Here is a 15,064-nt window from a genome sequence, read left to right as displayed (position 1 = left end):
GCAGGTCAAATTCAACGCAGCGACAGCCGTTGTTTCCGAGCGATTCTCGGAGGCGACGGCTTTTTTCTTTGCTGGCCCGGCAGTGGTGACGTGGCGGCGATTCTCGCTGAATTCGGGCGGAACTCGGACAGCAGCGTGTACCTTTTGGAACCGACCCGACTATAATACCATAGCAGCCATCAGTCTCGTTTGATTTGAACGGGGGTGTTGCCACTGTCAGTCACAGGAATGGAGCCGCACGTGACTGCCCCTTATTCCTGCCAAATTTCTTGTTGATGATGGTCTCCCGCAAATGGCGGTGGCGACCGTCCAGTTAAGCTCCTTGGACTCAGGATGAGTCGGTTTCGTCAATCCGCCGCCACAATCAAAGCCTTAACCAGGCGCTAGCCTCGCATTGAATTTATGTTTAGAACTCCTGCGCTCATCGGTTCTCTTGGGAACCAATCGCTGACAATCTTCGCCGGTCTTTTTTGCATCGTGAGCGTGATGGGTTGCGGCCCACGCGATCAGATCACGGAACACACTGTCCGCACCGAGAAGGCCCTGCTGGAAGAGAATCGCTTGGAAGAGCGGATCTTGGGTGCGGTGGTTCGAAAAGATGATCGGGCTTGGTTTTTCAAGCTCCGTGATGCCAAACCGAAAGTCGAATCCCTCGAAGACGCATTTGAATCCTTCGTGAAAACGATCCGATTCAACGACGAAAGCCAACCGGAATGGGAGCTCCCCGAGGGGTGGAACTCAAAAGAAGAGTCAGGGTTGCGGTTCGCGACTTTGGAAATCGAGACTGGTTCCGAATCTGACCCGGAGACGCTCGAAGTCAGCGTGATTCCGCTGCCAGTCGGTGATGGCAGTTGGGAGGATTATCTCAAGGACAATGTGAACCGATGGCGGAATCAGCTGGGGTTGTCCCCGCTCGATCAGTTGGTGATTAGCGATTCCGATGCTATGGAAGACACCGATGAAGTGATCCAATTCCAACTCGCCGAGGATTCCGGGGCCGATGACAACACCGTGTATGTGGTGTCGATTGTGGGGAGTGGCGGTAGCGATTCGATGTCCGCTCCGAGTCCACCGTTCGCCGGAAATGCTCCGACAACGTCCCAACCGCCCCGCAGCAACGGCGGACCGCAACGCCCGGCACCGATGGCCAGCAGCGCTCCGAAGCTGAACGCCCCGGACGGTTGGAAGGAATCCAAGAACGACCAATTCAGTGCTGCTGCCTATGAAGTGACCGACGGGGATGATGCCCTGCGAATTACGGTGACTTCACTCGGTGGCGGAGCCGGGGCATTGCTGCCGAACGTGAACCGCTGGCGACGCCAAGTCGGTTTAGCAGCGGTTGAAAACAGTGAGGTCGGCAACGTCACGGAACCTGTGACGGTCGACGGGCAAGCCGGACATTTGATGTTCTTCGATGGTCAAGACAAAGCGTTGTATGGCGCGATTATTCCGCAGGGCGGTCGGATTTGGTTCTTCAAATTGATCGGTCCACCGAAACTCGCCGCTCGCGAACAAGCCGCCTTCGCCGACTTCGTCCGCTCCGCGAAATTCGAGTGAAAGTAGGACCGTCGGACGCCATTTTCAGCAGTGGGCCCCGGCGCCTTCACCGAATGCAGTTTCTCAGCTTTACGCCGCCGACGACTACAGTGACCACTTAACTGCGAATCCAGAAACGAATTAAGGATGTTTCAACCATGAGTTCAGACGCGATGGATTCGAACACGAATGAATCGACGCAGGCAACCCCCGCCGAACCTCGCATGAGTGGTTTCGGAAGCACGTTGCATGAAATTCTCACCGCATTCGCCTCGCTGAAATTGACGGTGGCATTGTTTGCGTTGGCGATTTTCATTGTTCTTGCGGGCACGCTCGCCCAGACCGATCATGGGATTTGGACGGTTGTCAGCAAGTATTTCCGCTTGGAAACCGACGCCACCTTCGACACCACGTCCGTCTCGGCGTTCACCGAAACGAGTTGGGAAGTCATCACGGAAATGGTGCACCCCAAAGAATGGTTTGTGCACGTCGACATGAAACTGCTGTTTCCGCCCTCGTTCTTCGCTGGGCAGGGGCGGCCGGAATTGGAGTCACCGACCGATCCGGTCCGGTTGGGGACCTCGATTCTCATGGGCTTCGGCTGGATGGCGTTGCTGTTGCTCTTTATGCCGAAAAGTTGGGACTGGCCCACGAAGTTGGCGGTCTATCTGCCGATGGCGATTGGTTATACGGCGGCGACGGCAATCACCAACGGGATTTGGTTTCCGAAGGGCTGGACCGTCGGCGTGGTAATGGCGTTCAACTTGCTCGCGGCTCACATGATCCGCTTCAAAGTGCAAGGTCGCGGTGTCGCCGCGATCTCTGGTTCCGTGTTGTTAGGCATCGGCGGTTTGCTGACCGCCTGGGTGATCAACGAAGGCTCGAACAAAGACGGTTTGTCTTCAACCGGTAACTTTGGAGCCGTGGAAATTTGGAACGTCTTTCTCGTTTCGCTGGTCGTTATTGGAGCGATCATCGGATATGTCGGGGCTCGGTTGAAAACTCCGGTTTGGCCCGGTCGCGTGTTCTGTTGGGTGATCGCTGCCGGTTTTGCCGCGACCGCAGCTGTGTTGTTTGTCGGGATCGATGAAACATCCGTCAAAAACAACTACTCCGGCATGCGGATTCTCTGGCAACTGATCAAAGCCACGTTGGCCGCGATGGTGCTGCTCGCCGGTTGTTCGCTCTTGTTCAAGAAGCGAGCCGGTGTGGTGTTGCTGCACGGTGGAATCGGTTTGATGATGCTCAGCGAATTGCTCGTCGGTCTCAGTGCCGTCGAAGCCCGCATGACGCTCCGTGAAGGACAAACCTTGGATTACGTGTTCGATATCCGCCGGTTCGAACTCGCGGTTCAACACGATCCGAATGAAGACGACGAAGAGTACAATGAAGTTGTCGTGCCGGAATGGATGATCAAGAAAAGTCATCGCACCGGCGACACGATCGCGAACGAGAAGTTGCCGTTTGAGTTCGTCGTGAAAGAGTTCTACGAGAACTCGGATCTTCGTACAGCCAAACCCGACGACAAAAACTTGGCGACCGAGGGCGTGGGCAAGCAAGCCTTCAGTTTCCCGATGCCAATCAGCACCGGAACCGACAACGCCAGCATGGTCGATATGTCTGCGGTGTACGTCGATGTGATCGACAAGGAAACCAAAAAATCACGCGGGACGTGGTTGTTTAGTTTGTTCTTGTCCGAGCCGCAAATCATCGAGGTTGATGGCGAACAGTACGGCGTGACGTTGCGGTTTCATCGGATTTATAAACCGTATTCGATGCACCTGGTCGATGTCAGCAAGACGGATTACATCGGCACGAACACGCCTCGCGATTACCGCTCCGAAGTGCAGGTGTACGACAAAACGCGGGATTTGACCAGCACTGTCGATATCTGGATGAACAACCCGCTCCGCTTCGGCGGCGAGACGTTCTACCAAAGCGGTTACGATCGCAACCCCCGCACTGGTGTGGAAACGACGACGCTGCAAGTCGTCGAAAACCGCAGTTGGATGATTCCTTACGTCTCCTGCATGATTGTTGCGGTCGGTATGTTGGCACACTTCGGTGCGATCTTGCTGCGATTCTTGGATCGTCGGCGACGTGAGCAGAATCTGCCCACGATGACGTCCACAGCGACTTCAGCGGTGACACCGGAGTTGACCAAGGACGACGGGTTGCCCACATGGATTCGGATTGGTGTGCCGGTGGTCTTGGTTGTTCTTTGGGCCGGTTGGCTGGCGGGGAAGGCTCGGGTGCCGTCACCGGAGGAAGGGCAGTTCAATTACTACCAGTTTGGTGAGATTCCGGTCGTCAATGAAGGCCGGGTGAAGCCGATCGATACCGTCGCCCGAACGACAATGCGGATGCTCTCCGGTCGGCAGGAACTCATCGCCGAGATTGAAAAAGACGGCGAGACGGAAGAAGTCCGTTTGCCGGCGACAAAGTGGTTGCTCGATTTGATGACGCTGCCAGAAGAGGAACTCGATCACAAGATCATCCGTATCGATCATCCGCAGGTGCTCACCAAACTCGACCTGTTCGAGCGGGATCGGCATTTGTATTCCTACGTGGAGTTGAAGAAGAAAGAGGACATCATCAACCGTGAGGTCGCGGCTGCGGAAATCATCGCGCAGAAGAAAGCGGATGAAGTCGCCAAGAGAGAAGCGAAGAAACAGCTCGCCAAAGCCGTCGGCAAAGACGCCAAAGCCGCTGCGGAAGAAGCGGTCGAGAATGCCAAAGGTGATCCGTCCCCATTCCGCAGCATCTATCACAACCGTTTGATTGATCTGCAGCGGCGGATGTCAATCGTCGAAGAACGCCGAGAAATGTTGAAAACCGTGCCATTCACCGGTCGGATGGCGATCAACAATTTGGGGTTGGTCACGAATCTTCAAGACAGTCAGATGTTGGATACGTTTCCGATGCTGATCTTCTCGCCCACCGTCGAGAAGTGGCAACCCTACGTGTTGGCCGCCTCACGATTGACGTTGGCGGAGTTGGTCGAGAAGGACGGCATTGAGGAAACCGCTCGTGAAATCGCCCGCGAAAGTCTGCCGCAATTACTGACGGAAATCGAAGTCAGCAAGGTCTACGATTATCTCGAAATGATGCGGAACCGAGCGGCTGAAACTGTCGGCGAACAAGCCAAACAGATTCCACTTTCCGACTTGGCAAAGTTCGAGTTGGATCGGGGATCGTTCAAGAATATCGATGGCGAATGGAAGCAGGTGATGGAAGCCATCGTCGATGCCGGTCCGCAAGGCAACGCAACGACGGTTGCCCTCAAACTCCCCGACGGTGTAGTTCAGAAAATCTTCGAGGAAGCCATCGATACGTTCCCCGGTGAGAATCGGGAATCGAAAATCGAAGACGCGGCCACACGGATGGGCGAACGAGCGCAACTGCTGGTCAAAGCTGTCCTGCGAGATTTGCCGAGTGATTCCCAATCGGGCGAAAAATCCACGAACGTGCTGCCACGCATTATCGCCGCGTACGAGGCGAATGAGCCGAAGGCGTTCAACGAGGCGGTGGCCAATTATCACGCCGTCGTCGAGTCCAAGTCGCCTGAATTGCCTGGCAAGGCGAAGGGGAATTTGGATGTCGAGCGGACCGATTTCGAAGCATCCTTCAACCAGATGGCTCCCGATTTTTATCTCATGTTCCCGTATCTGTTCGCCGCAATTCTTGCGATGGGGGCGTGGTTGGGGTGGAGTCGCGTACTCAATGCGAGCGCATTTTGGTTGATTGCGTTCACCTTCGTGCTGCATACACTGGCCCTCTGGGGACGCATTTATATTTCCGGTCGTCCGCCGGTGACGAACCTGTATTCCTCGGCGATCTTCATCGGCTGGGGATGTGTGGTGTTAGGCTTGGTGTTTGAGTTGATTTGGAAGATCGGCATCGGCAATCTCGCAGCCGGTGTCGCTGGGTGTACCACACTGTGGATTGCTCATCTTTTGACGACAGAAGTGCTCAACGAGGGTGGTGATACGATTAAAGTCCTGCAAGCCGTTCTGGATACCGGCTTCTGGCTCGCAACCCACGTGGTGTGTATTACTTTGGGATATGCAACGACTTACATTGCCGGTCTGCTCGGGATTGCATATGTCATCCTCGGGATGTTTACGCCGAAACTGGATTCGAGGTTGGACCGCGAACTGACGCGAATGATCTACGGCACCATCGCGTTTTCGATCTTCTTCAGCTTCGTCGGTACGGTGCTCGGTGGACTGTGGGCGGATGATAGTTGGGGCCGGTTCTGGGGTTGGGACCCGAAAGAAAACGGGGCTCTGATCATCGTGCTTTGGAACGCATTGGTGCTCCACGCTCGCTGGGGCGGCTTGGTGCGGGATCGCGGGTTGGCTGTGTTGGCGATTGCCGGAAACATTGCGGTGAGCTGGTCGTGGTTCGGTGTGAACCAACTCGGTAAAGGTTTGCACTCCTATGGCTTCACCGATGGTGTGATCAAGACGCTCTTTGCAGTGATCTTTGCTCACTTGCTGCTCATCGTCGCGGGAACCGTACCGAAAACCCTGTGGTGGAGTTTCGCACCGACGGACGGCAAACCCGTGTCGGAAGACAAGTAACCCAGCCGGAAAAATGGGAACCAGATGACGGGGGTGGGTGATTGTCCGCCTCCGATTCTGGTTCCTGAGTTTTGTTCCGTGATCCGTGGTTCGCCACCCCTGGTTCCGGGCGGGCCTCTTTCGCTATAATGGGATTCGCGCTGAGGGTCCGTCTGTTGGGACCGGCGGCTTGAGAACCACCTTTGCGATTGCAAACGGATAATTTATGGATCCGCAGTTCATTCGGAATTTTTCGATCATCGCCCACATCGACCACGGCAAAAGCACGTTGGCCGACCAATTTCTGCTGCAAACCGGAGCGATCACCGAACGCGAGTTCAAAGCGCAGTTGCTGGACGACTTGGATGTGGAACGCAGCCGAGGCATCACCGTGAAAGCACGGACGGTCGCGTTGCGTTACGAACACAAAGGGCAAGAGTACGAACTCAACTTGATTGACACGCCTGGTCACGTGGATTTCCACTACGAAGTCTCGCGGAGTCTTGCCGCCTGTGAAGGGGCGTTGTTATTGGTTGATGCGTTCCAAGGTGTTCAAGCTCAAACAGTTGCGAACGCCTACGCAGCGATTGAAGCTGATCTCGAACTGGTTCCGGTCATCAACAAAATCGATTTGCCTGTCGTGCGAATCGACGAAGTGATGGAGGAAATTGAAACCGTTTTGGGACTGGATCCGTTTGAGTCGATCAAGTGCAGTGCCAAAACCGGGTTGGGTGTGCAAGACGTGCTGGGAGCGATCGTCGAACGCATTCCCCCGCCAAGCGGGAAACCCGAAGACCCACTACGGGCGTTGGTGTTCGACAGTAAATACGACGGTTTCCGTGGTGTAGTCACGTACGTGCGTGTGGTTGAAGGCACCATTGAAGTTGGTCAGAAGATTCAGTTCATGAAGGCCGGCACGGTGAACGAAGTCATCGAGCTTGGCCAATTCCGCCCACATCAGGTCGAGTGCGACAAACTTGGTCCCGGCCAAGTGGGCTACATTCTGACCGGCATCAAAGACCTTTCCACGGTGCACGTTGGCGATACCGTTTGCCATCCGGAACGCAAACCGGAGAAGGCGTTGCCGGGGTATCAAACGCCACAGCAGATGGTCTTTTGCGGCATGTATCCCATCGACGCCACCGACTTCGAAAAGCTCCGTGGCGAATTGCAAAAGCTCGGGATGAACGATGCTAGTTTCAGCTTCCAACCGGAAACCAGTGATGCGTTAGGGTTTGGGTTCCGCTGTGGATTCCTGGGCATGTTGCACATGGAAATTATCCAGCAACGGCTTGAGGGCGAACAGAACATCGATCTGATCCAAACCGCCCCCAACGTGACCTATCGGATTCGCAACCAACAAGACGAAGAAATCGAAATCGACAATCCCCAAGATGTGCCAGACGCGGGGCAAATCAAGGAGTTTCTCGAACCGATCGCTCGCGTGACCTTCATCGTTCCCGAAGAAAACATCGGCGTGCTGCTGCAACTTTGCGAAGACCGTCGCGGTGTGTTCAAGAGCACGGAATATCTCGGCTCGACACGGGCACAGATCACGTATGAGTTGCCGCTGGCGGAGATTGTCTACGACATGTACGACAAACTCAAAAGTGCTACCCGGGGTTACGGCACGATGGATTACGACGTCATCGGCTACGGGGCGGCGGATTTGGTCAAGATGGATATCCTCGTCAAAGGCGTGAAAGTGGATGCCCTTTCGACCATCGTTCACCGCTCGAACGCGGAGAAACGTGGTCGGTCGTTGTGCAAACGGTTGAAAGAAGAAATCTCGAAGCACATGTTCGAGATCCCCTTGCAAGCGGCGATCGGCAGCCGCGTGATTGCCCGGGAAACGATTTCCGCCCTCCGCAAAAACGTGACCGCCAAATGTTACGGTGGGGACATCACCCGGAAACGCAAACTCTGGGCGAAACAAAAGGAAGGGAAGAAACGCATGAAACAGTTCGGCCAAGTCGAGATCCCGCAGAAGGCGTTTCTCTCGGTCCTCGATGCGGGCAAAGACGACTAATTTTCTTCTGTCGACTTTCGATTTCGATCGGTAAAATCAAACACATCATCTCTGTCTTGAGGATGCTGCAGTTCAAATTTTGATGGACGCAGCATTCACGAGTCTCCTGAAACTTCGCAGGCTCGATAGCTTCTCCGAGAAATCCATGCAACAGCTTCCAATTCTCGATCAGTCCGAACCGACACAACCCATGCTTGTGGATGCTCCGGAAGTGGCCGATGCCAAAGGCCGATATGCTTTTGTGAGTTTGGGGTGCCCGAAGAACCTTGTGGACAGCGAGAAAATGCTGGGCACGCTGGCGATGGAAGGGTACTCGCTGGTGTCTGAACCGGACGGGGCGGACTTCGTGATCGTTAACACTTGTGGCTTCATCGATAGCAGCCGCGAGGAATCGAAAGCCGTCATTCGCGAAATGCTCGATCTCAAAGCGGCTGGGAAAACGAAAGGTGTGATCGTCGCTGGATGTCTCCCGGAACGGTTGGGGGCGGCCGGCTTGCGAGAAGAGTTATCCGACATCGATCACGTGGTCGGTGTGTTCGGTCGTGATGAAATTGGTCAGGTCGCCGACCGATTCGTGCAGGATGTCGGGCAAACCGAACGGCCGTCGGCGGAAGAAATGCTCGACGAACAACGCAACGTGTTTCGTCCGGCTCCGATCCAAGCTCTCGACGATCGTGCGCGACTCAGAATCACGGCGAATCACTTTGCCTATCTGAAAATCAGCGAAGGTTGCGATCGAACGTGCACGTTCTGTTCGATTCCCAGCATGCGGGGAAAGCACGTCACGAAACCGATCGAAATGGTCGTCGCCGAAGCCGAGGAACTTGCTGCGGACGGAACCAAGGAACTGATCCTCGTTGCTCAAGACACGACTTATTACGGGTTGGATCTTTATGGCGAGGTGCGGCTCGTTCAGTTGCTGAAGGAGTTGGAGAAGGTCGAAGGGATCGAGTGGATTCGCTTGATGTACCTGTACCCGATTCACTTCACCGATGAACTCATCGACACAATTGCGGAGTCGTCGAAGGTGATTCCGTACCTGGATATGCCATTGCAGCACATTAGCAGTCGGGTGCTGAAACGCATGCAACGCCGCGTCAATCGGGAACAAACGATTGAACTCGTCAGCAAGCTCCGCGAACGAATTCCGAATCTCGTCATGCGGACCACATTCGTCGTCGGATTTCCTGGCGAGACAGAAGAGGAGTTCCAAGAACTCAAAGATTTTGTCTACGAGTCGCGTTTCGAGCGGATGGGGGTGTTCCCGTATTCACTCGAGCCCGGTACGCCGGCGGTGAAATTGGACGGGCATCTGCCGGAAGAAGTCAAACAGCAACGCGTCGACGAATTGATGGCCCTCCAGCAGGATATTGCTTTCGCTTTCGGTGATACCCTCGTGGAATACGAGCTGGATGTGCTGATCGACGAGGAACTGGAACCCGGATTATACGCGGGGCGGATCTACGCCGATGCCCCGGAAATTGATGGAACGGTGTTCGTGCAAGGCGAAAATCTTCCCCTCGGTGAATTCGTTCCGGTCGAGATTCTGGAGCGTCGCGGTTATGATTTGATTGGCGTGCCTGCCAGTGAGGAGGCCGACGAGGACTAGAACCAAAGAGGCAGCATCCGCAATTTTCGTGTCGATCTTCGATGAACGCGTCAATTGCCGTGTTGTGATCTTCGGTTCGCCAACCCACACCGATTGTTCAAATCGAGTCCTGTCGGCAATATGATCGATTCAGTAAAGGCCCTGTCATGTCGACGACCGATCCACAAGTTGATCCGAAACCGCAAACGCTGGGAGTGAGTCCGCTGACTCGCGGCGCGCTCAATCTTCCCAACGCGATTACCATCAGCCGTTTGGGTTTGTCTTTGGTCTTGTTTGCGTTGATCGATTTCGATGGTTGGTGGCGAACTGCCGCGGCATTGTTCGTGTTCGCTGCCGCGACGGATTTCCTCGACGGTTGGGTCGCCCGCCGTTATGGCTTGGTGACGACGTTAGGGCGAATCTTGGACCCGTTCGTGGACAAGATCATCATTTGCGGATCGTTCGTGTTTTTGCTCGGTTTGGGTGTCGAACGCAGTGGTGTGAATGCTTGGATGGTCCTCATCGTAATTGGCCGAGAGATGTTCATCACCAGCCTCCGTGGATTCATGGAACAGCACGGGTTGGATTTCTCCGCGAGTTGGAGCGGCAAATTCAAGATGGTGGCCCAGTGTGCCGCAGTCACGGTCGCATTGTTGGCCCTCAGTCCGGAAGTCAGTTCCGTCTGGACGTGGATGCCAACTCTCCGCGATGTCACGCTCTGGGTGGCAATCGCATTGACGGTTTACAGCGGTGTCATTTATGTCTTCCGAGCCGCTGAGATGCTTCGCAAACCATTGGTTTCGTAGGATTTCGAGCGATTCAGACCCGTTTTATCGGAAAAACCTGTGAAATTCGGGGGATCCGTAAAATCGCGTCTTGACATTCCGTTCAGTTTTCGGACGATAAATCGCGCAAGTACTGATGTGGCGGAAGTTTCCACCATATTCACGATTCTACTCTGAGAGGATGCACCGATGAAACTCACCGATTTCCAAAACGAAGTGGCCCGTCGCGTCGACACCGACAAAACCAAAATCAACGTGTCTGAGACCAAGCGTGTTTTGTCCGAGGCGTTCCTCGTTCTGGCCGAGTTGGACGCAGCCGATGCCATCGACACCTTCTCCAAAGGCATCAACGGCGCAGCCAAAAAATTGGCGAAAAAGTAAGACCTGCCGCCGCGAAGCCGTCAAACAAAAACCGCGGGCACGATGAAATTGTTGACGGCCTCGATTAGCAAGGTAGAATGGGGCGATCACCGAAGCGTCGGTATTCGCCTCTTGTTTTTTGAGTTCGGCCATGACTGCTGCCACCAATTACGTTCGCCGTTTGCGAATGGAATTAGATTTTACGCAGCAACCGCTTTCGCCGCCGACTCTCCCGGACGGCTATCGATGGATTCCGTGGACGTTCACGGCCCTCGAACGTCATGCCGCTGTGAAGTATCTCAGTTTCCGTCATGAGTTCGATGCGAAGCTCTTTACGAGCTTCCGTTCCTACTCGAATTGCCATCGACTCATGCGATGTATTTCGCGACACGAACGCTTCGCCCCGCAGGTGACATGGCTGATTGCTCGCATTCCGTTCGATAATTGGAGTACGAATCTCGATTGCGCGACGATCCAGGGGATTGTGAAGTCCCGATATTTGGGAGCCATCCAAAATGTGGGTGTGGTGCCCGAGCACCGGGGTTTTGGTCTCGGCCGTGCTCTCGTGCTAAAGTGCTTGAACGGCTTTCATGCGTTGGGGATGCAGCGGGTCATGCTGAATGTGACCGCCTCCAACGAAGCGGCGGTTGAGTTGTATCGGTCACTGGGGTTCCGGCCCAAACGGACATTCTATCATCCCACCGCCGACGACTTCGATCCGCTCTCGCCCGAAATCAACACCGAGGAATCGGCCCCGGTCGGTCATGAGCATGACCTCGAACCGGCTCAACTTTAGCGAAATCTCCTCCATCGGACGCGATTTGTCAATAAAGATTTTCCGGGTGATTTCGCCGAAACTCCTCTTGTTGCATCCGAAATTTTTCAGTATTTCTGCCGAAACCGGATGTCTTGCGGGCGGGACTGCGAGTTTTCCGGAAACCCTTCATTGAAATCTTGAATAGCGAAAAGCGAGTGTTTTGGATGGGGGCAATCATCAGTTTTGATCAAAACTGAAATTGCCCGGAGACATCAATCGCTGTTTTTGACTCAAAGACCTATCAAAAAATTCTCGGTTGAAACCTGACAGCAAACAAATTGAGTCGGTTTGACTCGGCGAACCGTGCGGAAAAAACGCCGGTAAAGAAACTCCGCAGGATGTGGTGTTATGCTTCGCTGAGTGAAACGACGTTTGCATCATATCGCACGACGGAATGGATGCACCATGAACAGCCTTTCGTTAGGCAAGGAACGCCGCGCGATGGTTCGTGTTGGTTCGCGCAAGCCGCGCCGATGGCGAGGTCTGATTCGACCGGCCGTTATCGGTCTGTGCCTATGGGCATGTGGGGTTGCCCCGGTTTGGGGACAATCCAACTTCCCAGGCGGTTCGGCTCCGAATGCACCTGTGCCAACCAGCTTTGAAGAACCATCACGGTTGAGTTCGCCACCCATTCGCGAGTTTGAAGCGAAACCGATTCGCACGAGTGACCTACCGGACACCGGCGCGGAACTGGTTGACGTTCGCGTGGAAGGCAACGTGACGATTCCGTCATCTTCAATTGCCAAGTTCATCACCACGCGAGCCGGTCGTCCGGTGGACGAAGCTCAAATTCGCCGAGACGTTCGGGCCGTTTACGGTTCGTCTTGGTTTCTGAATGTCGAGCCGAGTTTGCGTCAGACCGAAGAAGGTTTGGTGCTGGTCTTTCGCGTGGTAGAACGACCAATCGTTCGCCGTGTGGAATACAAAGGCAACGATCAGATTAAAACGAAACACCTTGCGGTCCGGACGGGAATCGAGCCGGGAAGTCCGTTCGATGTCGCCGCCAACCGGGAAGCCGCTCAGGTGCTCGAAGAGTTCTACCGCAAGGAGAAAGGGTTCGCTTTCGCCACGGTCGAACTGGAAAAAGGTGGTTCTCGGCAGGATCGGGAAGTGGTCTTTCAGATCACGGAAGGTCCGAAAGTCGTTGTGACGAAAATCGGTTTCACCGGGAACGAAACATTTCCCGCGACGCTGCTCAAAACCAAGACCGTGAGCAAAACAGCCTTCTTGGGGTTGATCGGCGGGCAGTACGAGAAATCGACGATTCCGCAGGATATTGCTGCTCTAAAGCAGTATTACCACGGGCTGGGTTACTTCGATGTGAAGATCACCGAAGACGTGCAATTTGCCGACGGCAACTGGGTTCCGCTACCTGGAGAGCGGGCGCACGCTCATGTGAACTATGTCATCGAAGAGGGCATTCGGTACCGCATCAATCGAATTGATGTCTACGGTGCGGAAGTCATTCCTGAGCAAGAACATCGGGCAGACTTCAAACTTCAGGAAGGCGATTTCTTCAACGCTCGGTTCCTGGCTCAAGACATCAACACCATGCAGGATAAGTATGGTGAACTCGGCCGTGTATTCGCCAAGGTCAATGCGACGCCGCGATTCTTGGAAGAACCGGGTGTGGTCGATTTGGTTTACGAAATCGACGAGGACATGGTCTATCGAATTCGTCGGGTGGATGTCGTCTTCCGTGGCGAGCATCCGCATACGAAGAAGTCCGTGGTGCTCAATCGCATCCTGACGCGTCCCGGCGAATTGGCCAACGCGAGAGATATTGAACTGAGCCGTAAACGCCTCGGTGGAGCCGGCCTGTTCGAACGCGGTGGTGCAAGTGCCCCGAAAGTGAACATGGAACGTGTCGAACCGGAACTCGAACGCGGTGCCAACATTCGTGGGCAAAGCCCCGACGGTGCTCGTGGAACGTTCCGAGCATTGCAGAACGTTCCGTCACCGCATGCGGGTGAGGCTCCGATCGTCAAACCGATCTCGCAGCCCCAATCGCAGTATCGACCGAAACTCGATCCGGCGAAAGCCATTGAATTCCCGGATGTTTACACAGTGTTGCGAGCCAACGAACCCGAACCGGTGGCCTCGATCAGTGATGATGAATTGCTGATCTTCCGTGGACAAAGTTTCGAGCCGTTCATTCCGCCGTTGAATCCGCTGATCGAACAGAACCCGCAAGGGGACCCGCTCGATCCGGCACTTCGGCAACCACGACAGGGTGAATTGGATTTGCTCTACGAATTGACGGAAGCTCAAACCGGACGGTTGATGTTCGGGGTGGGGGTCAATAGTTCGTCCGGTTTGGTCGGGTCGATTGTGCTGAGCGAACAGAACTTCGACTTGTTCCGTCCGCCGCGAAGTTTCCAAGACATCCTCGACGGCACCGCGTTCCGAGGTGGTGGTCAACGATTCCGATTGGAAGCCGTTCCAGGGACCGAAGTCAGTCGATACTTGGTGAGTTGGACCGATCCGTACATTTTCGATACGAATTACAGTCTGACTCTCAGCGGGTTCTACTACCAACGGTACTTCGAGGACTGGAGTGAGCAACGCGAAGGTGGTCGAGTGAATGTCGGTTACCAGTTCACACCACAATGGTCTGCGTCGGCTGCACTCCGGTTGGAGAACGTCGAACTGTATGACGCCGACTTGGTGTTGTTGCCAGGGAATGTTTTGGCTCCGCAGGTGTTAGCGGATGCGGTCGGTGATAGCTTCCTGTCGACCGGGCGAGTTTCGGTCGTGCACGATACCCGTGATGCGGCCTTCCTGCCGGGATCGGGACACCGTGCGGAACTTAGTTACGAACAAGCCTTCGGTGATTTCGATTACCCTCGGATCGAAGGGGAAGCTCGACAGTACTTTACCCTTCGTGAACGACCCGATGGAGGCGGACGACACACGCTCGCCGTCGGTGGCCAATTCGGTTGGACTGGCGATGACACGCCGATCTTTGAACGGTTCTTTGCTGGTGGCTTCCAAACTTTCCGGGGTTTCGACTTCCGGGGCGTTGGTCCAGAGGAGTACGGCGTTCGACTTGGCGGCACGTGGATGGCACTCGGTACGGTGGAATATCAATTCCCGCTACTCGCCAACGACATGCTGCAAGGTGTGGTCTTCTCCGACTTCGGTACGGTTGAAGAAGACGTGGCCTTCGATGAATTCCGGGCGTCGGTCGGTGCCGGTTTGCGAGTCTCGGTGCCCGCTTTGGGTCCGGTCCCGTTGGCCTTCGACTGGGCTGTTCCCGTCGTCGATCAAGACACCGACGACCGCCAAATCTTCAGCTTCTACATCGGCGTCAACCGCTGATCATTGCTGATGACACAATCCAGATTTTCACAGAAGCCGCCGGTTCCAACTGGCGGCTTTTTT

The 15,064-nt window shown here is 54.9% G+C and carries 8 protein-coding genes; 7 read left to right on the top strand and 1 reads right to left on the bottom strand.

The genetic code is table 11. The features are described 5' to 3' along the window. Positions 1-402 precede the first annotated feature (402 nt). The 5 genes from G6R38_RS21295 to pgsA all read left to right on the top strand — a co-directional run bounded on the left by G6R38_RS21295 (position 403) and on the right by pgsA (position 10,524). The gene (locus G6R38_RS21295; protein WP_166830804.1) at positions 403-1,557 is read left to right on the top strand and encodes a hypothetical protein; all 1,155 of its coding nucleotides are present in this window, start codon (positions 403-405) and stop codon (positions 1,555-1,557) included. Positions 1,558-1,694: 137 nt separating this feature from the next. Then, positions 1,695-6,122, top strand: coding sequence for a cytochrome c biogenesis protein (ccsA, locus tag G6R38_RS21290; RefSeq protein WP_166830803.1), 4,428 nt, complete (start codon positions 1,695-1,697; stop codon positions 6,120-6,122). A gap of 205 nt (positions 6,123-6,327) precedes the next feature. After that, positions 6,328-8,130, top strand: a complete 1,803-nt coding sequence (lepA, locus tag G6R38_RS21285) for a translation elongation factor 4 (protein WP_166830802.1) — start codon at positions 6,328-6,330, stop codon at positions 8,128-8,130. A 145-nt stretch (positions 8,131-8,275) separates the two neighbouring features. Then, positions 8,276-9,739 carry a 30S ribosomal protein S12 methylthiotransferase RimO gene (rimO, locus tag G6R38_RS21280; protein ID WP_166830801.1) on the top strand — a complete coding sequence of 488 codons (1,464 nt, stop codon included), beginning with the start codon at positions 8,276-8,278 and terminating at the stop codon, positions 9,737-9,739. 146 nt (positions 9,740-9,885) lie between these two features. After that, positions 9,886-10,524 carry a CDP-diacylglycerol--glycerol-3-phosphate 3-phosphatidyltransferase gene (gene pgsA / locus G6R38_RS21275; RefSeq protein WP_166830800.1) on the top strand — a complete coding sequence of 213 codons (639 nt, stop codon included), beginning with the start codon at positions 9,886-9,888 and terminating at the stop codon, positions 10,522-10,524. Positions 10,525-10,671: 147 nt separating this feature from the next. Here pgsA and G6R38_RS21270 read toward each other — a convergent pair whose 3' ends face one another. After that, positions 10,672-11,016 carry a hypothetical protein gene (locus G6R38_RS21270; RefSeq protein WP_166830799.1) on the bottom strand — a complete coding sequence of 115 codons (345 nt, stop codon included), beginning with the start codon at positions 11,014-11,016 and terminating at the stop codon, positions 10,672-10,674. Between G6R38_RS21270 and G6R38_RS21265 the strand changes: the two genes are divergently transcribed. Further along, positions 11,015-11,659, top strand: coding sequence for a GNAT family N-acetyltransferase (locus tag G6R38_RS21265; protein ID WP_240928321.1), 645 nt, complete (start codon positions 11,015-11,017; stop codon positions 11,657-11,659). The two genes, G6R38_RS21270 and G6R38_RS21265, sit on opposite strands and share 2 nt — an antisense overlap. A gap of 426 nt (positions 11,660-12,085) precedes the next feature. Next, positions 12,086-15,001: a BamA/OMP85 family outer membrane protein gene (locus tag G6R38_RS21260; protein ID WP_166830798.1), complete on the top strand. Its 2,916-nt coding sequence runs from the start codon at positions 12,086-12,088 to the stop codon at positions 14,999-15,001. Positions 15,002-15,064 lie beyond the last annotated feature (63 nt).

This window comes from Thalassoroseus pseudoceratinae, assembly GCF_011634775.1.
GTDB classification, from domain to species: Bacteria; Planctomycetota; Planctomycetia; order Planctomycetales; family Planctomycetaceae; genus Thalassoroseus; species Thalassoroseus pseudoceratinae.
The sequence above is the reverse complement of the archived record's forward strand: the minus strand, read 5'-3'. Positions and strand labels throughout refer to the sequence as shown.